This is a genomic window from Streptosporangium sp. NPDC000095 (assembly GCF_042899335.1).
In the GTDB taxonomy this organism is placed as follows: domain Bacteria; phylum Actinomycetota; class Actinomycetes; order Streptosporangiales; family Streptosporangiaceae; genus Streptosporangium.
Window position 1 is genome coordinate 1 of sequence record NZ_JBIAZS010000024.1, and the last position, 25,496, is coordinate 25,496.

The 25,496-nt window shown below is 69.7% G+C and carries 19 protein-coding genes, 1 pseudogene and 1 riboswitch; of the genes and pseudogenes, 12 read left to right on the plus strand and 8 right to left on the minus strand.

From position 1 onward, the window contains the following. Positions 1-678: 678 nt before the first annotated feature. Both ACFY3V_RS36090 and mgrA read left to right on the plus strand, forming a co-directional pair. The gene (locus ACFY3V_RS36090) at positions 679-2,739 is read left to right on the plus strand and encodes a S9 family peptidase (protein ID WP_389779711.1); all 2,061 of its coding nucleotides are present in this window, start codon (positions 679-681) and stop codon (positions 2,737-2,739) included. Further along, the gene (mgrA, locus tag ACFY3V_RS36095) at positions 2,736-3,764 is read left to right on the plus strand and encodes an L-glyceraldehyde 3-phosphate reductase (protein ID WP_350950169.1); all 1,029 of its coding nucleotides are present in this window, start codon (positions 2,736-2,738) and stop codon (positions 3,762-3,764) included. Before ACFY3V_RS36090 ends, mgrA begins: the two co-directional genes overlap by 4 nt. Before the next feature lie 119 nt (positions 3,765-3,883). Here mgrA and ACFY3V_RS36100 read toward each other — a convergent pair whose 3' ends face one another. Beyond that, entirely contained in the window at positions 3,884-6,310 is a 2,427-nt protein-coding gene (locus tag ACFY3V_RS36100) for a lysylphosphatidylglycerol synthase transmembrane domain-containing protein (protein ID WP_362906969.1), read from the minus strand. 151 nt (positions 6,311-6,461) lie between these two features. Between ACFY3V_RS36100 and ACFY3V_RS36105 the strand changes: the two are divergent. The 4 genes and pseudogenes from ACFY3V_RS36105 (at position 6,462) to ACFY3V_RS36120 (ending at position 11,516) form a co-directional block, all read left to right on the plus strand. Then, positions 6,462-6,820: pseudogene (locus tag ACFY3V_RS36105) on the plus strand (RpiB/LacA/LacB family sugar-phosphate isomerase). 136 nt (positions 6,821-6,956) lie between these two features. Beyond that, on the plus strand, positions 6,957-8,768 hold the full coding sequence (locus tag ACFY3V_RS36110) for a M28 family metallopeptidase (protein ID WP_389779714.1): 1,812 nt from the start codon (positions 6,957-6,959) through the stop codon (positions 8,766-8,768). A gap of 178 nt (positions 8,769-8,946) precedes the next feature. Then, a complete protein-coding gene (locus ACFY3V_RS36115) occupies positions 8,947-10,965 on the plus strand; it encodes a molybdopterin-dependent oxidoreductase (protein ID WP_389779716.1) in 2,019 nt (672 codons plus the stop codon). 86 nt (positions 10,966-11,051) lie between these two features. After that, the gene (locus tag ACFY3V_RS36120) at positions 11,052-11,516 is read left to right on the plus strand and encodes a hypothetical protein (protein WP_362906963.1); all 465 of its coding nucleotides are present in this window, start codon (positions 11,052-11,054) and stop codon (positions 11,514-11,516) included. 248 nt (positions 11,517-11,764) lie between these two features. Here the strand turns inward: ACFY3V_RS36120 and ACFY3V_RS36125 are convergent, their stop codons facing one another. The 3 genes from ACFY3V_RS36125 to ACFY3V_RS36135 form a co-directional block, all read right to left on the minus strand. Then, positions 11,765-12,136 (minus strand): VOC family protein, encoded by a 372-nt coding sequence (locus tag ACFY3V_RS36125; RefSeq protein WP_362906961.1) that lies wholly within the window; start codon positions 12,134-12,136, stop codon positions 11,765-11,767. A gap of 259 nt (positions 12,137-12,395) precedes the next feature. Continuing rightward, entirely contained in the window at positions 12,396-12,719 is a 324-nt protein-coding gene (locus tag ACFY3V_RS36130) for a DMT family transporter (protein WP_389779719.1), read from the minus strand. Between the two features lie 19 nt (positions 12,720-12,738). Continuing rightward, a riboswitch (guanidine-III (ykkC-III) riboswitch) is annotated at positions 12,739-12,804 on the minus strand. Positions 12,805-12,825: 21 nt separating this feature from the next. Next, on the minus strand, positions 12,826-13,611 hold the full coding sequence (locus ACFY3V_RS36135; protein ID WP_389779721.1) for a class I SAM-dependent methyltransferase: 786 nt from the start codon (positions 13,609-13,611) through the stop codon (positions 12,826-12,828). Positions 13,612-13,802: 191 nt separating this feature from the next. On the opposite strand from ACFY3V_RS36135, the gene ACFY3V_RS36140 reads away from it, so the two are divergent. Further along, positions 13,803-15,632 (plus strand): acyl-CoA dehydrogenase, encoded by a 1,830-nt coding sequence (locus tag ACFY3V_RS36140; RefSeq protein WP_389779723.1) that lies wholly within the window; start codon positions 13,803-13,805, stop codon positions 15,630-15,632. A 149-nt stretch (positions 15,633-15,781) separates the two neighbouring features. Here ACFY3V_RS36140 and ACFY3V_RS36145 read toward each other — a convergent pair whose 3' ends face one another. Continuing rightward, positions 15,782-16,084, minus strand: coding sequence for a hypothetical protein (locus tag ACFY3V_RS36145; protein WP_389779725.1), 303 nt, complete (start codon positions 16,082-16,084; stop codon positions 15,782-15,784). A gap of 122 nt (positions 16,085-16,206) precedes the next feature. On the opposite strand from ACFY3V_RS36145, the gene ACFY3V_RS36150 reads away from it, so the two are divergent. The 5 genes from ACFY3V_RS36150 to ACFY3V_RS36170 all read left to right on the plus strand — a co-directional run bounded on the left by ACFY3V_RS36150 (position 16,207) and on the right by ACFY3V_RS36170 (position 20,888). Further along, positions 16,207-16,959, plus strand: a complete 753-nt coding sequence (locus ACFY3V_RS36150) for an NUDIX domain-containing protein (RefSeq protein WP_362906953.1) — start codon at positions 16,207-16,209, stop codon at positions 16,957-16,959. Further along, positions 16,956-17,921 carry a lipopolysaccharide kinase InaA family protein gene (locus tag ACFY3V_RS36155; RefSeq protein ID WP_389779727.1) on the plus strand — a complete coding sequence of 322 codons (966 nt, stop codon included), beginning with the start codon at positions 16,956-16,958 and terminating at the stop codon, positions 17,919-17,921. Before ACFY3V_RS36150 ends, ACFY3V_RS36155 begins: the two co-directional genes overlap by 4 nt. Before the next feature lie 147 nt (positions 17,922-18,068). Continuing rightward, positions 18,069-19,025, plus strand: a complete 957-nt coding sequence (locus ACFY3V_RS36160) for a hypothetical protein (RefSeq protein ID WP_389779730.1) — start codon at positions 18,069-18,071, stop codon at positions 19,023-19,025. Between the two features lie 358 nt (positions 19,026-19,383). After that, positions 19,384-20,610 carry an adenylosuccinate synthetase gene (locus tag ACFY3V_RS36165; protein WP_362906949.1) on the plus strand — a complete coding sequence of 409 codons (1,227 nt, stop codon included), beginning with the start codon at positions 19,384-19,386 and terminating at the stop codon, positions 20,608-20,610. Between the two features lie 53 nt (positions 20,611-20,663). Further along, the gene (locus tag ACFY3V_RS36170) at positions 20,664-20,888 is read left to right on the plus strand and encodes a DUF6458 family protein (RefSeq protein ID WP_350950153.1); all 225 of its coding nucleotides are present in this window, start codon (positions 20,664-20,666) and stop codon (positions 20,886-20,888) included. A gap of 29 nt (positions 20,889-20,917) precedes the next feature. Here the strand turns inward: ACFY3V_RS36170 and ACFY3V_RS36175 are convergent, their stop codons facing one another. The 3 genes from ACFY3V_RS36175 to ACFY3V_RS36185 form a co-directional block, all read right to left on the minus strand. Beyond that, positions 20,918-21,211: a Dabb family protein gene (locus ACFY3V_RS36175; RefSeq protein WP_362906947.1), complete on the minus strand. Its 294-nt coding sequence runs from the start codon at positions 21,209-21,211 to the stop codon at positions 20,918-20,920. 103 nt (positions 21,212-21,314) lie between these two features. Further along, entirely contained in the window at positions 21,315-23,045 is a 1,731-nt protein-coding gene (locus tag ACFY3V_RS36180) for an ABC transporter ATP-binding protein (RefSeq protein WP_389779735.1), read from the minus strand. 887 nt (positions 23,046-23,932) lie between these two features. Continuing rightward, positions 23,933-25,495: a 2-oxo acid dehydrogenase subunit E2 gene (locus ACFY3V_RS36185; protein WP_389779737.1), complete on the minus strand. Its 1,563-nt coding sequence runs from the start codon at positions 25,493-25,495 to the stop codon at positions 23,933-23,935. Position 25,496: the final 1 nt, after the last annotated feature.

Sequence of the window (25,496 nt, forward strand, 5' to 3'; positions counted from 1 at the left end):
ACTGGCTTTTAACACACTGTTGAGTTCTCAAGAAACGGACGCGTACACCATCACCCTGACCCGACCAACCGGTCCGGCAGAACTCCGGGGCGTTCGTTTTATTCTGTTCTTTCGTTGTGCCTTTATTCTTTCAGGCCCGCTTTTTCGTGTCAAACCGGCTCGTTTTAATCCGGTTGATTCGATCTGGCAGATCCTGATGGAATTCAGGCGGCTCCGTTTCCAGAGCAACCCCTCAAACTTACCAGCCTCTGAGCGGCTCTGCGAACCGATCTCCGAGGCCGTTGGCTTCAAAGGGATTGTCGACGAACACGACACAAGCCATACGGAAGTCACCGGAGTGATTGGAGTGGTTTGCGCCGGACCTCGCCGACATCAAAAGATTAGCAGCCCTCGCGGACCGCTCAGGACACAACGACGAACCTCGCGGCCGTATTCCCCGGACTCCCCTAGCCGGGAGGAGCCGGCGAGCCGGCGCCCCGAGGGCTGGGGGCCCGGCTCCCCGGGCGGCCTCGGCCCTCAGCCGAGCGCGCCCGCACGGAAGGGACCGGCCAAGCGAGACGGACAGCGCCAGCGAGACAGGCAGTGCCAAGGGGGACCCGGCGAAACCGAATGGAACGAAGCGCGACGACCGAGCGGGTACACCCGAACAGGCACCGGCGGAAACATAGACTCGGCCGAGTGAGCAGCCAGACGCCGCCGACGGCGAAGAAGGTTCCCAGCGAGCGCGTGCACCACGGGGACACCGTGGTCGATGACTACGCGTGGCTGACGGTCAAGGACGACCCGGAGGTGGTCGCCTACCTGGAGGCGGAGAACGCCTACACGCAGGAGGCGACCGCCCACCTCAAGCCCCTGCGGGAGACGCTCTTCCAGGAGATCAAGGCACGCACCCTGGAGACCGATCTCTCGGTTCCCACCCGCAAGGGCGGCTGGTGGTACTACTCGCGGACGGAGGAGGGCAAGCAGTACGGCATCCAGTGCCGGGTGGCCGCGGACGGCGAGACGCCGCCCGAGCTGAAGGCCGGGGAGTCGCTTCCCGGCGAGGAGGTCATGCTCGACGGCAACGAGCTCGCCGGAGACTCCGACTTCTTCTCGATCGGCACCAGCTCGGTCAGCCCCGACGGCACCCTGCTGGCCTATTCGACCAACTTCACCGGCGACGAGCGCTTCACCCTGAAGGTGAAGAACCTCGCCACCGGCGAGACCCTCCCCGACGAGATTCCCGGCATCTTCTACGGCGGCGCCTGGTCCGCCGACGGCACGACGTTCTTCTACACGACGGTCGACGACGCGTGGCGCCCCAACCAGGTCCACCGGCACGCGATCGGAAGCCCTGCCGAGGACGACGTGCTCGTCCACGAGGAGTCCGACGAGCGGTTCTGGGTCGGTATCGGGCTCAGCCGCAGCGAGCGCTACCTGGTCCTCTCCGCCGGAAGCAAGATCACCAGCGAGGTGCGCATCCTGGAGGCCGACAACCCCTCCGGTGAGTTCCGCGTCGTCAGGCCCCGGGAGACCGGTGTCGAGTACGGCGTCGACCATGCGGGCGACCACTTCCTGGTCCTGCACAACCGGAACGCGGAGAACTTCGAGCTGGCCACCGCGCCCCTCGACGCCCCCGGCGACTGGACGCCGCTCATCGAGCACCGCGCCGACACCCGGCTGCTCGACGTCGACGCCTTCGAGGGCCACACCGTCGTGCACTTCCGCAGGGACGGCCTCACCGGCATCCGCATCCTGCCCCGCGGCGGGGAGGCGTACGAGATCCCCTTCCCCGAGCCGATCTACGACGTCGCCCCTTCCGGCAACCCGGAGTTCGTCACGGGACGGCTACGGCTCGGCTACACCAGCATGATCACCCCGCCGTCGGTCTACGACTACGACCTGGGCGCGGGCGAGCTGGTCCTGCTCAAGCAGAAGGTGGTGCTGGGCGGTTACGACCCGGCCGACTACGAGCAGTTCCGCGAGTGGGCGACCGCCTCGGACGGCACCCGCGTGCCGATCTCGATCGTGGTCAAAAAGGGTACGGAGCGGCCCGCTCCCACCGTGCTGTACGGCTACGGAAGCTACGAGATCTCGATCGACCCCTCGTTCTCCGTCGCGAGGCTCAGCCTGCTCGACCGGGGCTTCGTCTTCGCCGTCGCGCACGTGAGGGGCGGCGGTGAGATGGGCCGCCACTGGTACGAGAACGGCAAGTTCCAGCAGAAGAAGAACACGTTCACCGACTTCGTCGCCGCTGCCGAGCACCTCTCCGCCTCCGGCTGGTCGAGCGCGATCATCGCGAGGGGTGGCTCCGCGGGCGGGCTGCTGATGGGCGCGGTCGCCAACCTCGCGCCGGAGACCTTCGCGGGCGTGGTGGCGGAGGTGCCGTTCGTGGACGCGCTGAACACGATTCTCGACCCGTCGCTGCCGCTGACCGTGATCGAGTGGGACGAGTGGGGCGACCCGCTGCACGACCCCGAGGTGTACGCGTACATGAAGTCGTACACGCCCTACGAGAACGTGGACGGCCGGGTGTATCCGCCGATCCTCGCGATCACCAGCCTCAACGACACCCGGGTCTTCTACCACGAGCCCGCCAAGTGGGTCGCGAAGCTCCGCGAGGTGGCGCGTGGCGGGCCGTTCCTGCTCAAGACGGAGATGGGCGCCGGACACGGCGGCCGCAGCGGCAGGTACGACTCCTGGCGCGAGGAGGCCTTCACCCTCTCCTGGATCCTCGACACGGCAAAGGTGGCTCAGTGACGTACATCGCGGCGAACGACAGGTACGACGACCGTCAGCCGTACAACAGGGTCGGCAAGAGCGGGCTCAAGCTGCCCGCCGTCTCCCTGGGGCTCTGGCACAACTTCGGCGACGACAAGTCCTTCGAGGTCCAGCGGGACATCCTCAGGAGGGCCTTCGACCTGGGGGTGACCCACTTCGACCTGGCCAACAACTACGGCCCGCCGCCCGGGAGCGCGGAGACCAACTTCGGGCGGCACTTCCGCGAGGACTTCGCCCCGTACCGGGACGAGCTGGTCATCTCCACCAAGGCGGGCTACGACATGTGGCCGGGCCCGTACGGCGAGTGGGGTTCGCGCAAGTATCTGCTCTCCAGCCTGGACCGGTCGCTGGAGCGGATGGGGATCGACTACGTCGACATCTTCTACAGCCACCGGTTCGACCCGGACACCCCGCTCGAGGAGACGATGGGCGCGCTGGACCACGCGGTCCGGTCGGGCAAGGCGCTGTACGCGGGCATCTCGTCCTACTCGCCCGAGCACACCAAGGAGGCGGCGCGGATCCTGCGGGAGATGGGCACGCCGCTACTGATCCACCAGCCCTCGTACTCGATGTTGAACCGGTGGATCGAGGGCGGCCTGCTCGACGTCCTGGAGGAGGAGGGCGTGGGCTGCATCGCGTTCTCGCCGCTGGCGCAGGGCATGCTGACCGACCGCTACCTGAACGGGATCCCCGAGGGGTCGCGGGCCTCGCAGGGGCGCTTCCTCACCCCGGAGATGCTCACCGACGAGACGATGCGGCACATCCGCATCCTGAACGAGATCGCGAACCGGCGCGGTCAGTCGCTGGCGCAGATGGCGCTGGCGTGGGCGCTGCGCGACAGGCGCGTCACCTCGGTGCTGATCGGCGCGAGCAGCGTCGAGCAGCTGGAGAACAGTCTCTCCGCGGTGGAGAACCTGTCGTTCGACGACAGGGAGCTGGAGACGATCGACAAGGACGCGGTCGACGCGGGCATCAACATCTGGGCCAGGTCCAGCGAGGTCTGACCTGTCCCGCCCGTCCGCGCGTTTCCGAGGAGGCCGCCGGTCCAGGTGACCGGCGGCCTCCGCCCGTCGGAACCGTTCTCGAAAGCCGTTACAGAGACCCGAGACGAACGCGGATCGGGTCAGAGCGCCTCGTTTCGCTGCAGGTACGTGAACGAGGCCCAGCCGGGCAGGACCGGCAGCCAGAAGGTGAGCAACCGGAACAGCAGCACGGCCGGGGCCGCCACCTCGCGCGGCACACCCGCCAGGGTGAGGCCGGCCGTGAGGGAGAACTCGACGGCTCCGAGCCCGCCGGGGGTCGGGGCGGCCGAGCCGATGGCGTTGCCCGCGAGGAAGACGATGGCGACGGCGGCGAAGTTGATGGAACCCCCGAAGGCGCGGACACAGGCGTCCAGGCACATCACGAAGGACAGGGTGAGCATCAGGGTGCCGCCGAAGCCCTCGATGATCTTCTGAGGTGACTGGAGGATGTCGAGCAGACGCGGGACGACGCCGGAGAACAGTGAGCGGAGCCGTGCGGTGATCAGGCGGCGCAGGCGCGGGACGCTCAACACGACCAGGGTCAGTACGGCCACGGCGAGCAGCGTGATCACGAGCGTGCGCGACGGGGTGAACGACGAGGCGGTGTTGGAACCGGTGACGTAGGCGAAAAGCAGCAGCAGGCCGACGTGGGAGACGAGCCCGATGAGCTGGGAGGCCCCTACGCTGGCCACCGCCTGCCCCGGAGGGATACCCCGTTTTTGCAGGTAGCGGGTGTTGACCGCGACCCCGCTCACCGCGGCGGGCGCGACGAGCTTGACGAACGACCCGGCGAACTGGGCGAGAACGGTACGGCCGAGGGGCAGCTTCTCCGGGACGAACCCCCTCAGCATGAGGGCGGCGGCGACGTAGCTCAGTATCGCCGCGGCGAGCGCCACTCCGGTCCAGCTCCACTTGGCCGACGTGATCATGTTGAGGTTGATCTGGGTCAGGTAGTAGACCAGGAAGTACGCGGCGAACGCGGTGCCGATGATGGTGATCAGGGTCCGGGGACGGAAGCGCTCCAGGCGCACCTCCTCGGCCTCGACCTTCGGCTTGAGCTCGACGATCCGGTCGCGGATCTCGGTGAGCAGTTCCTTGTTCCTGGTGAGCGCGGCCCTGGTCTCGCGGGTCAGCGCGATCCGCTGGAGCAGGGGGAGCGCGTCGGCGAGCACGCCGGACCCGGCCACGGCCGCGGCGGCGGCGACCGCCCGCTGGGCGCCGACGCGCAGGCTGAGGTAGGTGAGCAGCTGGGCGACGTCGAGACGGAGCAGCAGGTCACCGGCGGCGATCTCGCCGCTTCGGGCGTCCATCAGGACGACCCGGCCGTCGCCGTCGACGTGGATGCTGTCGCCGGTCAGTCGCCGGTGGGCGAGCCGCTGGACCTGCAGCAGCAGGACCTGCTCCCAGATCTGGGCGAGCAGGTTGTCGTCGATCTCGTTGTCGGGGATGCTGTCGAGCGCGCGGGTGGGAACGTGCTCGTAGGCGAGCAGTGCGGCCTCGCTGCCGATCTCGCTGGTGGCGACGAGCCTGGGGGTGCTCGCTCCGGCCGCCTGCGCGGCGTACGCCATGAGGGCCTCGCGCTCCAGCTCGGCGCGGAGCGAGCGGATGGCCTTGCGGCGGGTCTCGGTGTTGAGGCGCATGCGCCGCCAGAGGCGGTAGAGCACACCGGCGACCTGGCGGTCACGGTCGAGGACGGTGACGTCGAGACGGCTGCCGTCCCTGAGGTCGACGGCGTAGCGGCGGCTGCTCTGGTGGTCGTCGTCGAGCCTGCGGGCCTTGACGGGGGCGAACCCCAGCTTGCGGAGCGCCGCGACGACCGTGCTGCCCGGGGGGCGGGTGTTGGGGCTGCCCACGCCGTACAGGGTGGCGTAGCCGACGGCCAGCCCGATCAGGATGGAGACGACGATGCCGAGGATCGTCGCGGCGAGCCCCGCGAACAGGGCGACGGCGTTGAGCGCGACCGCGCTCCATAGGGCCGCCCGCCAGGTGGGGCGGCGGGATATCCGCACCGCGGTGACGTAGGCGATGATCGGGGTGAGCAGGGTGTTGATCGGCTCGACCCCGGCCCGGCCGCCGGTCAGCAGGACCCGCAGGTCCTCGGGACCGGCCTTGAGGATCCACTCGCCGAGCGCGAAGGAGAACACCATCGCGGCGATCGCCGCGAAGAGCCCCTCGGCCACCCTGAGTCCGTCGCGGTGCAGCACTCTCTCGATGGCGAAGGCGACGGGCACGCCGAGCATGGCCGAAGCGCTCAGCACCCCGGCCAGACCGCTGAGCAGGAACGGTGCCCGGCTGGTGCCGTCGGCGACGTCGCCCTCCAGGCCGTTCAGGGTCTTCTTGGCGACGAGGGCGAGCAGGACCACGGCCGTGAGCACGAGCAGGGTCGCCAGGAACCGCAGCAGGTCGGAGGGACGGCGGATCCGCTGCGGGAGCAGCGGCTCGACGACGTGCACGGCGAGATCGCCGTCTGCCGGCGGCCGTGTGCCGTCGACGGACGCCGTTTCGTCCAGTTCCTTGATTTCCGTCACCGCCTGCGATTCTGCATGTTCCGCATTACAGGTGCGTCACCGATCTTCTCGTTGAGTGTTCACAATCAGAGTCATGCGCATCTCGGTCGCCTCTGACAGTCTTGACGGTGTGGCCTCCATCTTGGTCTCCGAAATCGAAAAACGAGGCCACATGGTGATACCTCACGGCGCCCTGGCCGACGAGCGGGCCGACTGGGCGTGGTGCTGCGCGCGTGCCGCCGGAGACGTGGCCTCGGGGGTGGCCGATCAGGCGATCGTGTGCTGCTGGACCGGGACGGCGCGTCGATCGCGGCGAACAAGGTGCCCGGCGTACGGGCCGCGCTGTGCGCGGACGCGGTCACGGCGTACGGGGCACGTCGCTGGAACGACGCCAACGTGCTGGCGATCAGCCTCCGGTTGACCTCCGCCCCCCGGTTCGGGGAGATCCTGGACGCCTGGTTCGCGGGGAGTCCCAGCCTCGACGAGGAGGACAGGGCGAACACAGCGTACCTGTCGCAGGTGGAGAATTGACCGTTCTACCTGCGAGAACAATCAATTCGATGGGTGAAGGGCTGGAAGGCTGAACACCATGTTCCGTCACCCGCTCGCGTCCCGCCGAGTCGCGTCCGAGGGGCGGAAAGCCCCTTCCGTCGTCCCCAGGAAGTTGATGACCGCGATCACCGCGGTCTCGGTCCTGTCCCTGGCCGCGGTGTCGGCCGCGACCCCCGCCCCGGCCGACGCGGCACCCGTCGCGGGAGGCCCGGGACCCGTCGCATCCGCAGCCGTCATGGAAGGCTCGGGACCCGTCGCGGGAGACGTGACTCCTCTCGCGGGAGGCGACGACTCCGAGAGAGCCGCCGGGTTCGTCATCCCGGCCGGCGCGGCACCTGTTTCCGGGGGCGGCGACTCCGCGCCGCCGACCGGGAGCCCTCTGCCGCCGGAGGCGAAGGCGTTCGGGGCGTCGATCAAACTCGCCGCCCTCAGGGGGCACCTGGAGAGGCTCCAGAGCATCGCCGACGCCAACGGCGGCAACCGGGCGGCGGCCACACCCGGCTACGCCGCCTCGCTCGCCTACGTCGCGGACAGGCTCCGCGAGGCCGGATACCGGCTCACCTCGCAGGAGTTCAAGATCTCCTTCTTCCGCGAGGTCGCGACACCCGTGCTCAAGCGGACACGGCCCCTCGCCAAGAAGTACGTTCCCGGCACCGACTTCAGGACCATGACGTACTCCGGCTCGGGGGAGGTGACGGCCCCGGTGCAGGCGGTCGATCTGGTCCTGCCGCCGAAGAAGGGGCATGAATCCACCTCGGGGTGCGAGGCGAGCGACTTCTCCAGATTCGTCCGGGGCAACATCGCGCTGATCCAGCGCGGCACCTGCAGCTTCCAGGCCAAGGCGGAGCGGGCCGAGGCCGCCGGCGCGTCCGGCGTGATCATCTTCAACGACGGCCGGGCCGAGGGAGCCGACACCCACAAGGGTCTGTTCGGCGGCTCGATCAACACCTCCACCGTGCGCATCCCGGTCGTCAGCGCCGACTTCGCGACCGGTGAGCAACTGGCCGCCCGGGGAACGACGGTGGCACTCGTCGTGCAGACCGAGATCGCCCCCGACCGCAGGACACGCAACCTCATCGCCGAGAGCACCTGGGGTGACCCCGACAGGGTCGTCATGCTCGGCGCCCACCTGGACAGCGTCATGATGGGCCCCGGCATCAACGACAACGGCTCGGGCACCGCCGGCGTCCTGGAGACGGCGCTGGCGGCGAAGTCGCTGCGGACGAAGAACAGGCTGCGCTTCGCCTTCTGGGGCGCCGAGGAGCTGGGCCTGCTCGGGTCGAAGTACTACGTGTCCGCCCTGCCCCCCGCGGAGCGGGCGAAGGTCAAGCTCTACCTGAACTTCGACATGATCGCCTCACCGAACTACGTTTTCGGGATCTACGACGGCAACTCGTCGGGCAACGTGATCAGCGCGACCCCTCCTCCCGGCTCCGGCCAGATCGAGAAGCTCCTCCAGGCGTACTTCGAGGCGGTGGGCGAGCCGTACCAGGACGCCGACTTCAGCGGCCGATCCGACTACGGCCCCTTCATCGGGATCGGCATCCCCGCCGGCGGGCTGTTCACCGGCGCGGAGGGCCTCAAGAGCACCGAGGAGGCCAAGAAGTTCGGCGGCACCGCCGGGGTCGCGTACGACAAGTGCTACCACCAGGCGTGCGACACCATCGCCAACATCAACGACAAGGCCCTGCTGGTGAACAGCGGCGCGATCGCGGCGGCGGCGTTCACCTACGGGTACGCCGACGACCTCCCCCACGCTCCCAACAGCCCGCCGAACGCCGGTGGTTCCTTGGGCTCCAGGGGTTCCAAGGGCTCCGGAGTGCCCGGGGTGCCCGGCAAGGGGGCCGTCGTCCCCGGCAGGCCGGGCGCCGGCGCGGGCGGCCTGGAATCCGGCCACGACCACGACCACGGCGGCCTCCTCCGGTAGCACGGGGGCCGCGTGGCGTACGGCCACGAGGGTGCGGGGTGCCGGACACGGGAAACGACGGGATATGGAGGGCCGGGCGGACCGCGGAACCCGGGACGCGGGGCGCGGGGCGCGGGGCGCGGGGCGCGGAGGGGAACGCGCGTGCACCCCGCGCGGAGAGCGCGGCTACAGTCGGGACATGTCGTCAGGCGAATTGCGAGTGCTGGGGGCGTGCCCGCTGGACTGCCCGGACACCTGTTCCTGGGTGGTGACCGTCCAGGACGGCAGTGCCGTCAGGATGCGCGGCAACCCGGACCATCCCTACACCCGTGGCGCGCTCTGTGTGAAGGTGAACCGCTACCTGGAGCACACCAGGGCGGCCGACCGCATCCTGCACCCGATGCGGCGGGTCGGCCCCAAGGGGTCCGGCCGATTCCAGCGGATCAGCTGGGACGAGGCCCTGGAGGAGATCTCCGTACGGCTGCGCGGCATCGTCGACGAGCACGGCGGCGAGGCGATCTGGCCCTATGTGGGCACCGGAACGCTGGGATACGTCCAGGGGTCGGAGGGGATCGCCGGGAGGCGGTTCTGGAACGTCCTCGGGGCGTCGAAGCACTTCCTGAACATCTGCGCCTCGGCCGGAAACCACGGGCTGCAGCAGGTCTACGGCACGCCGGGCGGCATGGATCCCGAGACGTTCGCGCTGTCCAAACTGATCCTGCTGTGGGGGACGAACACGCTGACGACCGGGCACCACCTGTGGAAATTCATCCAGGACGCCCGCGCGGCCGGGGCGCACGTGGTGGCGATCGACCCGATCCGCACCCGCACCGCCGAGCAGGCCGACGAGCACCTGCCGATCCGGCCCGGCACCGACGCCGCCCTCGCCCTGGGACTGATGAACGTCGTCCTCGCCGAGGGCGCCGAGGATCGCGACTACCTGGAGAACCACACGAACGGCTGGGAGAACCTCCGCGAGGAGATCCTGCGCCACCCTCCGGCGCGTGTGGCGGAGATCACCGGGCTGCCCGAGGCCGACATCCGGGCCCTGGGGACGCGTCTGGCGCGTACGCGGCCCACCGGCATCCGGGCCACCATGGGCATGCAGCGGCACGCGGGCGGCGGCACCGCGATGCGTACGATCGCCTCCATCCCCGGCGTGACGGGCGACTGGCGCCACCCGGGCGGCGGGATCGTGTACTCCACCAGCGGGCACATCCACCTGAACATCGACACCCGCGACGACTTGCTCCCCGGCCCTGTCCGAACGCTCACGATGACGCGGCTCGCCGACGAGCTGGACGAGTCGGTCAAGTGCCTGTGGGTGTACGCGGCCAACCCGATGGGCTCCACCTCCGGCCAGAACCGGATCCGCGAGCGGCTGCTGCGCGAGGACCTGTTCACCGTCGTGATGGAGCAGTTCCCGACCGACACCGTCGACTACGCCGACATCGTCCTTCCCGCCACCATGCAGATCGAGCACGCCGACCTGCACGCGGGCTACGGGCACATGTACCTGATGTGGAACGAGCCCGCCGTCGAGCCGCCCGGCGAGTGCCTGTCCACCACCGAGACGTTCCGCCGCCTGGCGCGGCACATGGGGCTCACCGAACCGTCCCTGTACGACTCCGACCTGGAGCTGGCCGAGGAGCTGCTCACCTCGGGGCACCCGTCGTTGGATGGGATCACCCTCGACCGGCTGCGCAAGGAGGGCTGGGTCCGCCTCAACGTCCCCCAGCCGTTCGTGCCGTTCACCGACGGTTTCCCGACGCCCTCCGGCCGGATGGAGTTCGGCTCGGGGCCGGCCTACGTCCCCCCGCACACGGCCACGGCCGCGCCGGGGCCGTACCCGCTCGCGCTCATCACGCCCGCCTCCCACACCTTCCTCAACACCACCTTCGGCAACAACCCCGAGCTGCTGAGGCGCTCGAAGGGCCCGCGCGTCCTGGTCAACCCCGAGGACGCCTCGCGGAGAGGGCTGAGCGAGGGGCAGCGGGCGCGGGTGTTCAACGACGAGGGCGAGTTCGAGGCCGTGGTCGAGATCACCGAGAGGGTACGGCCCGGCGTGGTCGCGTCCACCAAGGGCCACTGGCGCAAGCTCAGCCCGGGGGGCGCGACGGCGAACGCCGTGGTGGCCGCCCGCGACGCCGACATGGGCCGAGGCGCCGTCTACCACGACAACCTGGTCGAACTCGCCCCCTGCACCACCACGGAATGACCGGCGGTCCCGGGTCGACGACTCAGGGAACAAGTCAGGGTTACTCCCCGATGTGGGCAAGGGGAGACGAGAGGCACCCTGGAGGCATGAACGACGAACTGACTCGACGTGACGAGATGTCCCTCGCCGGAGCGGCGCTGCGCGGTGCTCCCTGGAAGACCGCGGCGGTGACCGGCGGTGCGGTGGCGGCGGTCAGCCTGGGGCTGGACCTGCTCGACGGGGATCTGGATCTTACGTGGGCGATGGTGGTCGGTATCGGCCTGTTCTCGCTCATCGCGGCCATCGGCTCGGTCAGCAAGCCCGACGTCGGCGACCGGGTCACCCGGCAGGCCCGGCTCTGGGCGCTGCGCCACCCCTGGAGGTTCGCCCTCTATCCCGCGCTCGGCTCCGCGATCCTGATGTATCCGGTGCAGCTCGTCCTCGACCGCGAGGGCGTGTTCGGGGCGGCGCTGGACGCGCTCCAGGGGGGTGTCGTGGTCTATCTGATCACGGCGATCGTCGCCCTCACGCTCAAGGGACGCGGCCAGACCTCGCTCCCCGGTGGCCGCTGAACCCCACGACCCGGCTGTCCGGCTCCCGGGTGACCGTCCGGCTCCCGGGCGGGCGTTCAAGGCCCCGGCGAGTGCTCAAGATCTCCGGTGGACGTCCAGGCTCCCGGCGGGTGTTCAGGGGCCCGGTGGACGTTCAGGCTCCGGTGGGTGTTCAGGGGCCACGGCGAGCGGCCGGGGCGTGTGTGTCGCCCGGTCTCGCGGCCCGGCCGGGCCTTTCCGCGTGACCGGGCCAAGGGCGTCCGGGGACGCTAGACCCTCTCGTGCTCGGCGCGGCAGACGCAGAACTCGTTGCCCTCGGGGTCGAGCATCGTGACCCAGCCGCTGCCTTCGGGGTCGCGGTGGTCCTCGGAGATCGTGGCGCCGAGTCCGGCCAGGCGCTCGACCTCCTCGTCACGGGTGGTGCCCGCGGAGCCGGTGAGGTCCAGGTGGACGCGGTTCTTGACCGCCTTGTCCTCGGGGACCTTGATGAACAGCAGGTCGATCTTGCCTCCCTGGAGAAGGACCTCGTCGTCGTTCTTCTCCGTATCCGGGTGAAGCTTTCCACCGGTGGCGTCGCGCCAGAAGGTCGCCAGCTCGTACGGCTGGGCGCAGTCGAAGGTCACGCAGTGAACGTCAATCATCGCTCCACCCAACCCGACACCACCAAAGCCGTCAAGCAGGTTTCCGGATAGCCCGGTTCGGTTCCGGCGGGTCACGCCGTCGAACCCACGCGTTTCGGTTCTCGCCGGTCACGTCACCGGATGTACGCCTCTCGGTTCTCGCCGGTCGAATGACCGGACGTACCGGCCCGGTCGCCGAGCGCGCGGATCGGGTTGCCGAACGTGCGGATCGTGGCGCCGGATGTACGCGTACAGCCCGCCGGGACGTCCGGGTGCGCGGTCAGTGGCCGCCGGCGGCGAGGTTGAGCCCGACGACGCCCGCGACGATGAGCAGGACCGAGGCGATCTTGAGGGCCGACGCGTCCTCGCCGAGGGCGACGATGCCGAGTGTGGCGGTGCCGACGGCTCCGATGCCCGTCCAGACGGCATAGGCCGTGCCGACCTCCAGGGTCTTCAGGCCCAGGGCGAGCAGGCCGAAGCTGAACGCGCCGAAAACCAGGAAGCCGATGCTCGGCAGTGGCACGGAGAATCCGTCGCTCAACTTGAGTGAGTACGCCATCGCGACTTCGAAGAGACCGGCGACCACGATGAAGATCCAGGCCATGACAACTCCCCCTTGATCAGGAGCGTCGTCTTTGCCTACCGGGTACGGCGCGTCTCGTCCGGAAACGCTCCTTTTGAGCGTTGTGACAGTGGAACGTAGCCGGGCCTCACTTTGATTCCCACCAGATTGTGAACCACTGGTCGCGGGGCACCGGCCACATGTCCAGCTCGACCACCGCCGCGATGACCTCGTCCGCCCGCTCCCGTCCGAGGCAGAGCCTGCGGCAGGCGCTCTCGGCGAGGTCTTCCAGGCGGGTGAAGCGGGGCAGCGGGGCCACGCGCCGCTCGTGGCGAACCTCGTGGCCGAGGCCCTCCGCGATGGCGATCACGTCGTGGGCCGTGGGCCCGCTGGGGCGGGTGATGCCGTGGAAGTGCTGCCAGAGGGGGTTGAGCCAGCTCATCGGGTGCCGGCCGGTGAGCTCCAGGACGACCCGGGCGCGGGCGTGGCGAGTGAGTTCTGTAAGGAATCCCGCCAGTTCGGGCACGTTGTAGACGACGTGGGCGCAGACCGCGACGTCCGCCACCGGTGTCCGCGCCGCCACGTCGGGCCAGCGGCCGTTGACGACGAGGGCGGGAACGCCGAGCGCCTCGGCCCTGACGGCCAGCTCGGCGAGCATCGCCTCCGAGGTGTCGACCGCGATCAGCCGCCCGAGGTCCCGGCCCAGCGGCAGGGAGGCGGCCCCGGTCCCCGCACCGACGTCCAGCACGCTCCCACCGGGTGGGAGCGCCTCGGCGATCCGCGCCAGGGTGGGTCCCTCGGGGGCCGCGAGGGCGAGGTCGGTGCGCTCGGCGAATCTCGCGGGAGAGTGGCCCCAGGGATCGGCCGGCGCCTTCGCCGCGATCTCCGCGGGAATGCCCCACATCCCGAGGTCGGCCCGCCACTGCTCGTCCATGGGAAGAGCCTAGAAGAGCTCTCCCCTCCCCGTCGATCGGCGTCGCCCGGGCACCGTTCCAGCAGTACGGAGGCGTGATGAACGTCCCAGTCAGGGGTGTTTTCTAGGGGTTACCCGCGGGTAGCATTACCGGTAACGTTACTGACGAGTATGGAAAGTTCCGGATCCCCCGGTTTCAAGGAGCAGACCCCATGGGCCACTACAAGAGCAATGTCCGTGACCTGGAGTTCAACCTCTTCGAGGTCTTCGGACGCCGGGACATCCTGGGCAGCGGTCTTTACGCCGATCTGGACGAGGACGTCGTGCGGAGCCTGCTCGACGAGGTCAACCGCCTCGCCACGGGCGTGCTCGCCGACTCCTTCGAGGAGGGCGACCGCACCCCGCCGGTGTTCGACCCCGCCACCGGGACGGTGACGATGCCGGAGGGCTTCAAGAAGTCCTTCGCCGCCTACCGTGACGCCGGCTGGACCAACCTCAGCCTCCCCGCCGAGCTCGGCGGCCCCGGTCTGCCCAGCAGCGTGAGCTGGGCGCTGGCCGAGATGGTCCTCGGCTCCAACCCGGCCATCTGGATGTACTCCAGCGGCCCGGCCTTCGCCCACGTGCTCCACGTGATCGGCACCGAGGAGCAGAAGCGCTACGCCGAGCTCGCCATCGAGAAGCAGTGGGGCGCCACCATGGTCCTCACCGAGCCGGACGCCGGCTCCGACGTGGGCGCCGGCCGCGCGAAGGCCGTGCGTCAGGACGACGGCACCTGGCACATCGAGGGCGTGAAGCGCTTCATCACCAGCGCCGAGCACGACCTGTCCGACAACATCTTCCACCTCGTGCTCGCCCGCCCCGAGGGCCACGGCGTCGGCACCAAGGGCCTGTCGATGTTCCTGGTCTCGAAGTACCACGTGGACCTGGAGACCGGCGAGCTCGGCGAGCGCAACGGCGTGTACGTCACCAACGTCGAGAAGAAGATGGGCCTCAAGGTCTCCACGACCTGCGAGCTCACCTTCGGCGGCGAGCACCCGGCCGTGGGCACGCTCATCGGCGAGGTGCACGAGGGCATCAAGCAGATGTTCATGATCATCGAGCACGCCCGGATGATGGTCGGCTCGAAGGCGATCGCCACGCTCTCCACCGGCTACCTCAACGCCCTCGAATACGCCAGGCAGCGGGTGCAGGGCGCCGACCTCACCCAGATGGCCGACAAGTCGGCCCCCCGCGTGACGATCACCCATCACCCGGACGTACGCCGGGAGCTGATGCTCCAGAAGTCGTACGCCGAGGGCATGCGCGCCCTGGTCATGTTCACCGCCACCTACCAGGACGACGTGCTGCTCGCCGAGCACGAGGGCCGCAGGAACGAGCACGCCGAGGCGATGAACGACCTGCTGCTCCCGCTGGTCAAGGGCGTCGGCTCCGAGCGCTCGTACGAGCTGCTCGCCCGCTCGCTGCAGACCCTGGGCGGGTCCGGCTACCTGCAGGACTACCCGATCGAGCAGTACATCAGGGACGCGAAGATCGACTCCCTCTACGAGGGCACCACCGCGATCCAGGGCCTGGACCTGTTCTTCCGCAAGGTCCTGCGCAACCAGGGGGCCGCCCTCGGCTCGCTGTACGCGGACGTGAAGGCCTTCGCCGCCTCCGAGGCGGGCAACGGGCGGCTGAAGGAGGGGCGCAAGCTCCTGGACGAGGCCGCCGACGAGGTCAAGGCGATGGCCGACACGATGGCGGGCTGGGCGATCGGCTCGCTGGAGACCCCGCAGGAGGTCTACAAGGTCGGTCTCAACACCACCCGGTTCCTGCTCGCCCTGGGCGACCTGGTGATCGGCTGGCTGCTGCTGCGCCAGGCCGAGGTGGCCCTGGCCGCCCTCGATTCGACCGTCGAGGGGAGCGACCACGCCTTCTACAGCGGCAAGGTCTCCGCGGCCTCGTTCTTCGCGCAGACCGTCCTGCCCCGCATCGCCGCCGAGCGCCGCACGCTCGACGCCACGGACCAGGACCTGATGGAACTGCCGGAAGAGGCCTTCTGACCCGCCTCATCCCGGCCTGACACCGGCCCGATCCCCGTCGGTTCAGGCCGCATGATCACCTGCTCCCGCGGCAGGCACGACGAGGGACCGGCCCCGCTCTCCCGGGGCCGGTCCCTCGTCCGTTTTCCGCTTCTCCGCGCACGGAACGGTCAGGATGCGCGCCTGTGCTGATACTCGGCGACCGCGGCCATGATCACACTGATCGGGACGACGGCGTCCTGCCCCGCAAGCGCCGCCTCGACCCACTCCCTGATGAGCGTGGTGGGCTTCATGCCGCACTCCTGGGCTCGCGCGCGGACCTGGTCCATCACGGGTTTCGGCAATCGCAGCGAGGTGACGATCATCACCTCGTCGGCGGGCACCGGCTCGCGCGGAACCGCACGCTCCAGCTCCGCGGTGGTGTCGTGCTCGTCGTAGTAATCGGCCAAGTCGTCGATTTCGTCTCGTGTCACGGTCATCACCTCACCTTCCTGGCGAACAGTAGCTTCCCGGAGGACGGATCGCCGCGAAGTCGTTGACAGGAGCCCTCTGTTATTCTCATACTGAGTTTGTCTCAACTTGAGAAGGACATGGGATGGATGAATCGGAGTTCCTCGCCGGCTATGACCCTCGGGCATACCCGGCGGTCGCGGTGACGGTCGACGTGGTGGCGCTCACCATTCGCGGGGGCGGGTTGCGCGTTCTGCTGATCAGGCGGGCCGAGCAACCCCATGCGGGGCTGTGGGCGCTACCCGGAGGGTTCATCCGGCCGGGAGAGGACCTGCCACAGGCCGCGGCGCGGGAGCTGGCCGAGGAGACGGGGCTGTCCGACCTGTCTGGGCCGTTGGGCCGAATCCACATCGAGCAGCTCGCCAGCTACGGGGCGCCCGAGCGTGACCCGCGGATGAGGGTCGTGTCGATCTCCTACCTCGCCTTCGCCCCCGACCTGCCCGATCCCCGGGCGGGCTCGGACGCGGCCGACGCCTCCTGGCACTCGGTCGACAAGCTGCCCGAGCTCGCGTTCGACCACGACCGCATCCTGGCGCACGGGCTGGAGCGGGCGCGCGGCAAGCTGGAGTACACCCCGCTCGCCACCGCGTTCGCCGGTGAGAGATTCACGATCTCCGAGCTGCGCGGCGTCTACGAGACGGTCTGGGGGGTGCAGCTGCACGCGGGCAACTTCCACCGCAAGATCCTGTCGGTTCCCGGCTTCGTGGAGAGCACCGGCGAGACCACCGAGAGCGGCGGGGCCAGGGGCGGGCCGCGCGCCAAGCTCTACCGGGCCGGTGACGCCCGGCTCCTGCACCCCGCCCTGTTGCGACCGGCCAGGGAGGAGCAGATCCGATGACCACGGCCGAGGCGATCGCGCTGGTGACCGCCGCTCACACGCCCGAGGACCTGTTCGGCGGGGACTCCCCCCACCGGGCGTACCGGAGGCTCGCGAGGCTGCTCCACCCCGACCTCGCGCCGGGAGCGGAGGCCGCCGCGGCGTTCACCCGGCTGGCGGAGCTGTGGGCGGCCCGCGAGGGAGCCTCGGAGCAGGCCAAGGAGGTGGTGATCACCACCAGGCGGGGCACCTACCGGATCGGGGGCGTCTTCCGGCGGGGCGCGACGGCCGTGCTCTACGAGAGCGGCACCGACACGCTGCTCAAGCTCCCGCGCAGCCACGCGGACAACGACCTCATGCGCCGTGAGGCGGAGTCGCTGGAGACGATCGCGCACGACGGCGACCCGCTGCTCCTGCCGTACGTCCCCCGTCTGGTGGAGTCGTTCCGGCACCGGTCCGACGGGGTCGAGCGGCAGGCCAACGTGATCAGCCGGGTGCCGGACGGGTTCCTGAGCCTGGAGGAGGTCCGGCGGCGCCGGCCGGTGCTGGACGTGCGGGACGCGGCGTGGATCTGGCGGCGGCTGCTGGTGGCCGTCGGCGCGGCTCACCGGGCGGGGGTCGTGCACGGGGCGGTGTTCGGGCACCACGTCCTCGTCCACCCGCTCGACCACGGCCTGGTGCTCGTCGACTGGAGCCAGTCGGTCCCGCTCGGCACTCCGATCACCGCCCTGGTGGCCAGGCACCGCGACGACTATCCGCCCTGGGTCCTGGACAGGAAGCCCGCGACCCCGGCCACCGACATCCACCTCGCCACCCGCTGCGTGGCCGCCCTCATGGGCGACCGCGTCCCCACCCCGGTCAGGCACTTCGTCCGGGGCAGCCTGCTCAGCCCGCCGAACGACGCCTGGCGGCTCCTGGGAGAGCTCGACGAGCTGCTCGACGACCTGTACGGGCCGAGGAAATACCGGCCGCTCCATCTCTGACCCTCGAAAACTCCGACCCTCGAAAACTCCGACCCTCGAAACCTTCGACTCTCGAAACCTTCGACTCCCAGAACGACCTTCGAAACGACCTTGACGACCTCAGGAACGACCTCATAGAACGTTCCACCTGATCCGAGGAGATCCCCCGTGGGAAGCGGAATCTGGTCCACCGACGTCTACTCCGCCGCCGCGAGCTACCGCGCGGCCAAGGGTTCGAGCGCCTTCGCCTACAGCGACAGCGGCGCCCGCTCCGCTCACCCCGACCTCGACCCGCACAAGGTCGCGCTCCGCGAGAGCCGCGACTCCGCCGAGCACCCCAACTCCCTCGCCGTGGCCGTCCTGTTCGACGTGACCGGCTCGATGCGCGGGGTGCCCCGCACCCTCCAGACCAAGCTGCCCGACCTGCTCGGACTGCTGCTCCGCAAGGGGTACGCCACCGACCCGCAGATCCTCTTCGGCGCGATCGGCGACGCCACCTGCGACCGCGCTCCCCTTCAGGTGGGCCAGTTCGAGTCCGACAACCGGATGGACGAGCACCTGGGCAAGATCCTGCTCGAAGGCGGGGGCGGCGGCCAGATGTCCGAGTCGTACGAGCTGGCGATGTACTTCATGGCCAGGCACACCTCGATCGACTGTTTCGAGAAGCGTGGCCGCCGGGGTTACCTGTTCATCATCGGCGACGAGCTGCCCTATCCGCAGGTCAAGCGGCGCGAGGTCGAGAAGGTGGTCGGCGAGCGGCTCCAGCGCGACATCCCGACCAAGAACCTCGTCGCCGAGCTGACCAGGATCTACGACGTCTACTACATCCTCCCCGCCGGATCGAGTTACGCCGGGGACGGCCGGGTGCTCGCCGCCTGGCGCGAACTGCTCGGCCAGAACGTGCTGGAGCTGGACGACCTGGACGCGGTCTGCGAGACCATCGCGCTCACCGTCGGCCTCGGCGAGGACGCCATCGACCTGCGAGAAGGTCTGGACGACCTCGACGAGATCGGCTCGAACGCCGGAAGCGCCGTGGGCAAGGCCCTCGCCAAGCTCGACCGGGGCGCCCTCGTGGTGTCCGACGGGCTCGACCTGGGCGGCGACAGCGGCGTGATGCGGCTCTGAGAACCTCCCCGCCGTGCGGCGGCCACCGCGAAAGCGGCGGGGAGTGCCACCACGAAGGGAGACGGTTCCTCCCCGGCGGGACGAAACCCGCCGGGGAGGAACCTCGACGGGCCTCGACGGGCCTCGACGGGCCTCGACGGGCCTCGACGGAGGCGACCGTCCCGGTGCCTCCGGTGACGGGAACCTTCGAGAAGCCTCCGGCAGGGACTTTCGAAGAGCCTCCGGCCGAGGAAACCGACGGCTCCAACGGTTCCGACGGAGGGGCCGGCAAGGGCTACCGGCTGAAGAGACCGGCCGGAGAACGGCTCGTCCGGAAGAGAAGCAGAAGAAGGGGAGACGAGGGTGAACGGGTGGCCGTATGCGTGAACACGTGATCGTGACCGACCTCGGGTACGGCGACGCGGGAAAAGGCACCGTCGTCGACTGGCTCTGCGCCCGCGAGCCCGTCCAGGCGGTCGTCAGGTTCAACGGGGGCGCGCAGGCGGGGCACAACGTCGTCCTGCCCGACGGGAGACACCACACGTTCGCGCAGTTCGGGTCGGGCACGTTCAGAGGAGTGCCGACCCACCTGTCCAGGTTCATGGTCGTGGATCCGCTCTCGCTGGCCGGGGAGGCGGCCCATCTGGAGGCGCTGGGCGTCCCCGACCCGTTCCGCCTGCTCACCGTGGACCGGGACGCCCTGCTCGCCACGCCGTACCACGTGGCGGCGGGGCGGGCCAGGGAGCTGGCGCGCGGTGAGGACCGGCACGGGTCGTGCGGGATGGGCGTCGGGGAGACGATGGCCTACGCCCTGGAGCACCCCGATCTCGCGCCGGTCGCGGGCGACTGCGAGGAACCTGTCCGGCTCACCCGCAAGCTGCGTGCGCTCCGCGACGCCCTCGGCGGGAGCGGGCCGCCCGTGGCGGACTGCGTGGACGCCTACCGGGCGTTCGCCGAGCGGGTGATCCTGGTCGGCTCCTCGTTCACGGCGGCGCTGCTGCGCAGGCGGCCCGTGGTCTTCGAGGGGGCCCAGGGTGTGCTGCTCGACGAGTGGCACGGCTTCCATCCGTACACCACCTGGAGCACGACGACCTTCGCCAACGCGCTGGAACTGCTCGACGGGGTGCCCGCCACGCGGCTGGGCGTGCTGCGGACCTACACCCCGCGGCACGGCCCGGGACCGCTCGTCACCGAGGACGCGGACCTCGCGCTGCCCGAGGCCCACAACGGGACCGGCCCCTGGCAGGGCCCCTTCCGCGCCGGCCACTTCGACGCGGTGGCCCACCGCTACGCGCTCGCGGTCTGCGGCGGGGCAGACGCCCTCGCGCTCACCCACCTGGACGCGCCGGTGTCGCGGATGTGCGTCTCGTACGAGATCGGCGAGCTTCCCGTGGGCGTGACGGGCGACCTCGACGGGCAGGCCCGGCTGACGGAACGGCTTCTGGAACCGCTGACGGGGGCCGGGCCGCGCTACGCCGACGGGATCGACGACTGGCCCGCGGCGGTGGCCGAGGCCCTCGGGGTGCCGGTGTGGCTGGGCTCGTCGGGACCCACCGCCGCAGACAAGGTCCTTCTCGGTGGTGTGATCACGCCGGAAAGGGTATGACCAATCCCGGACTCTCTCTTTGCCTGGCGTACAGCCTTTACCCGGAGGAACTCATGGGTGTCGGGGTCAGCATCTTCTTTCTCACGCTCGGCGCCATCCTCCGCTTCGCCATCGATCCCGACGTCCTCGGCGAGGCGGTGCACATCGACGTGATCGGCCTGATCTTCATGATCGTCGGCGCTGTCGGGATCGTGCTGAGCATCGTGATGTCCCCCAAGCGCGGGCACACGTCCGAGGATCGCCTGATGCACCGCGAGAACCACCCACCGGAGGTCTAGGACCCCCGGGGGTCTCGGGTTGTGCCGTCCTAGACCTCGAACTGCACCGCCGCCCGCGAGGCCACGATCGGCTTGATGTGATCGACGACCGCGGCCTGGTGCAGCGGGTGGTCACGGTAGACGAGGAAGTCGTCGGCGCTGTCGAAGTCCGCGACGACGGCGAACTGGTGGTTGCCGGGGTTCACGCCCGCGTCGGAGCCGATGGTGTAGGAGCGGATCTCGGTGATGGCTCCGGGCAGCTTGGCGAGCTCCGTGGCGACCCTGGCCCTCTGCTCCTCGGTGGCCTCTTCCGTCCAGGTGAACAGCACGACATGCCGGAACATGATCTTCCCTTCCCTCGGGTATCCCAGGTGCCCTGAGCGCCCGGCCAGCGTACGGCCAGACGCGCCGGGACGCGGCGGCGCCCCCACGGCACGGGAGCCGATATCACGCGGGACGCGATGTGGACCCTCGACGGCGTCCGGCGGCCTTGATCCTTATCCGGCCGGAGCGTCTCGGCACGGCTTCGAGCACGATCTTGTGGGCCGCCTCGGGGATGAACCTGAGGTCGTGGGTGATCAGGATGGTCGTGCGCCCGGCCATGAGCCTCTTGAGCGGTTCCATGATCCGCGCCGCCGTGGGCGCGTCGAGGCCCGTCATCGGCTCGTCGAGGACGAGGACGGGAGCGTCGCGCAGGATCGCCCTCGCGATGGCGATCCGCTGGCGCTGCCCGCCCGACACCAACCGGCCGCGCTGCCCGATCGGAGTGTCGTACCCGAGGGGGAGTGTGGTGACGAAGTCGTGGACGTCCGCCAGCACGGCGGCCCGCACGACGGCGTCCAGGTCGGCGCCGGGACTTCCGTAGGCGATGTTCTCGCGTACGGTCCCCGAGAAGAGCAGGCTCTCCTGCTGCAGGATGGTGATGTTGTCACGCAGCGACTCGCGCGACAGGTCCCGGAGGTCCATCCCGTCGAGGAGGACGCGTCCCGCGGTGGGGTCGTGGAAGCGCAGCAGCAGCTTCGCGAGCGTGGACTTGCCCACGCCACTCGGCCCGGTGCACACGACCAGTTCTCCGGGTTCGACGGTGAAGGACAGGTCCCGCAGCGTGGGTCTTCTCCTGTTCGGATAGGTGAAGCCGACTCCCTGGAACTCGATGCGGCCCCGTCCGCGCCCCAGGTGAACGGCGTCGTCGCGATCGACGACGGTCGGCCGGGTCGTCAGGATCTCGATGACACGGTCGGAGCCCGCCGCCGCCTCGGAGACGGTGAGGGCGATCTGCCCCAGGCTCTGCACCGCCGGGTAGAGGTAGGCGAGGTAGGCGGCGAAGGCGAGGAGACCGCCGATGGTGAGGCGCCCCGAGGAGATCTCCCAGGCGCCGAACCCGAGGATGATGACGAGGCAGGCGGTCTCGATGACCTGGACGACGGGGCCGTACAGGGAGGAGAGCCACGCCTGCGCCACGTTCGCCCGCATCCAGGTGTGTCCCTCGGAGTGCAGCCGCTCGGCCTCGGCGCCCTGGCGGTTGTACGCCTGGACGAGCGACTGGTTGGACAGGCTCTCCTCGATGACGCTGTTCATGATCCCGTTGCTGAGCCGCTCACGCGCCGACACGATCCTGAACCTGCTCGCGAAACCCTTGGCGACCAGCAGGAAGGCCGGGACCAGCAGGAACGTCAGCAGCGCCAGGTCCCATCTGATGTAGAAGGCGGCACCGGCGAAGAAGACGACGCTGACGAGCGTGGTGAAGAGTTTGACCAGGCCGGAGCCGACGAGTTCCTCGATCGCCTCGATGTCGTCGGTGAGCCTCGCCATCAGGTCGCCCAGGCGGCGGTTGTCGAAGAAGTCGGGCGTGAGCGTCTGGATGTGCTCGAACACCCTGTCGCGCAACCTCAGCAGGAAGCGTTCGCCGCCCAGGGCGGTGAGGTAGGACCCCACGAAGGAGACCAGACCCGCGACGGCCGCGAGGCCTAGCCAGGCGGCGGCGGGGAGCCAGAAGGCCCCCAGGTTCTGCCTGCTGAGCACCTCGTCCGTGATGTACCCGAACAGGCCGATCGCGGCGACCTCGCAGACGGCCGCGACGACGGCGAGCACGCCACCGGCCACGAGCAGACGGCGGAGGCCGCGGGTGTACGACCAGAACTCCCGGAAGGTCCTGCGGATGGAGACCGTGGGTGCCACCGGAGGACGGCGTACGGTGGCCCTCGCCCCGTGGGGCGAGAGCGACTCTGAGAATGAGAGCCGACGGTTGACCCGCCGGCTCTCATTTGTTTCCGCTAGCACCGGATCCGGCTCACCACCACCATCCGCCACCGCACCCTCCGCAGCCGCCGCAACCACCGCAGCGGCATCCACAGCGGCGGCGGCGACGGCAGCACCCCCAGCCGCCTCCCCAGTCCAGATAACGGCCCGCCGGGAAGAGCTGCTTGAAAGACATGGCTTCCCCCTTCGCATTGAGCTCGTCGCGCTTACCAATCACGACACTAACTCTCATACCCGGACAAACCGCCACATTTATCACGCATTCAAGATGTTTCGCCAAGCGATTCGTAAAGGCCGCAAACGGATCGCGAGTAAAGACCGCCTCGGCTTCCCGGCATCGCTCCGCCGCCCCGCCGGAGCCGGGGAAGCGCACCTTAAAGATCGATCCGCAGGAGAAAAAAGGGGTTTCCCATTACCGGCCGGGTGACGGCTCGCACCGCGTCCCGGCTGTTCGGTACGGACCCTCCCGAGGCGCCCCCTCGTTTTCCCACCGAGGTAATCGACTTGTGAAGCCGGGAAAGGGAAGGCGAGCACCGGGGGTATATCGCCCCTCTCTCTCCCACCCCACTTTCCCGACGGGCACGAAGGGAAAGGCGCCCTCACGGACATGTGGGAAGGGCCCCATCCCTCCTGACAGGTGGGAAAGAGCCCTTACCCGCGCGGGGAAGAGACGCTCGCGGCCGCGGGAAATCCGCGCTCTCGGGCGCGGGAGGGAGTTCTCACCGCGGCGGGAGAGGACGCGCACGTGGTCTCCCCCTCCGTGGGAGGAGGGGGAGACCACGTCACGGGGTCACGGGGTCACGGGGTCAGGCCCAGGCGAGCATGCGGAGAGGGTCCTCAAGCATGGCGCCGACGTCTCGCAGGAAGAGCGAGCCGAGTTGCCCGTCCACCACCCGGTGGTCGAACGAGAGGGCGAGCGTGCAGACCCTGCGCGGCACGACCTGCCCGTCCACCACCCACGGCATCTCCCTCACCTGCCCGAAGGCCAGGATCGCCGACTCCCCCGGGTTGAGGATCGGGGTGCCCGCGTCCACCCCGAAGACACCCACGTTCGTGATCGTGATCGTCCCCCCCGCCATGTCGGCGGGCTGGGTACGGCCCGCCCTCGCGGTCTCGGCGAGGGCTCCGAGGGCGACGGCCAGGTCGGGCAGCGACAGGCGGTGGGCGTCCTTGACGTTGGGAACGAGCAGGCCGCGCGGGGTGGCCGCGGCGATGCCCAGGTTGACGCGGTGCTTGACCACGATCTCCTGGCGGGCCTCGTCCCAGGCAGAGTTGATCATCGGGTGACGACGGGCGGCGACGAGCACCGCCTTCGCGACCATGAGCAGCGGGGAGACCTTGACCTCGGCGAAGTCGGGCAGCCCGCGAAGACGCCGGACCGCGTCCATGGTCGCCGTCATGTCCACCTGGAGGAACTCCGTCACGTGTGGCGCGGTGAACGCGGAGGACACCATCGCCTGCGCGGTCGCCTTCCGCACCCCCTTGATCGGGATTCGTTCCTCGTCCTCCCAGGTCGCGGCCGGTACTCGTGCCCTGACGTCGTTCCCGGGGGTGAGCCCGGTCTCGACGGCGTCCCCGAGGATGGGGGCGGCGTCGAGAGCGGCCTGGACGTCACCCCTGGTGATCGAGCCGTGCGGGCCCGTCCCCACCAGGGAGGCCAGGTCGACCCCCAGGTCCCTGGCGAGCTTCCGCACCGGGGGTTTCGCCAGAACCGCGATCTTCCCCGGTGACGAGACCGGACCCGCGCCGGGACCGGCCACCCCGGGACCGGCCGGACCAGGACCGTTCACACCGGACGAGACAGGACCGTTCATACCGGGACGAGCCGGACCGTTCACACCGGACGGCGCCGACTCGGCGGCCCTCGTCGTGGACGCCGTCCCCGTGGACGCATCCGCCGTACCCTCCTCGGGCCGCGTCGCCCCCGCCGCGGGGGACGAGCCGGGCGAGACCGGTTTGCGGGGACGACGCTTGGCCGTGCCCGGCTTCACGCCGTACCCCACCAGCACCGGCTGCCGGACCTCGGCCGGCGGGGTCGGCACCATGTCGTCGGCGAGGGCCTCCGTCCGCACCGCCGCCCCGTCAGGGGCCGTGGCCTGAGCGGGGGTCTGGGCGGGAGCCGGAGAGGCGCCCGTGCCGTCGTCCACCGAGATGATCGGCCTGCCGACGTCCACCACCTCGCCCTCGTCCGCCATCAGCGCGGCCACCACGCCCTCGAACGGGCAGGGAAGCTCGACGACGGCCTTGGCGGTCTCGATCTCCACGATGATCTGGTTGACCTTGACCGGTTCCCCGGCCTTCACGTGCCAGCGGACGATCTCCGCCTCGGTGAGGCCCTCCCCCACGTCGGGGAGCCTGAACTCCTTCATC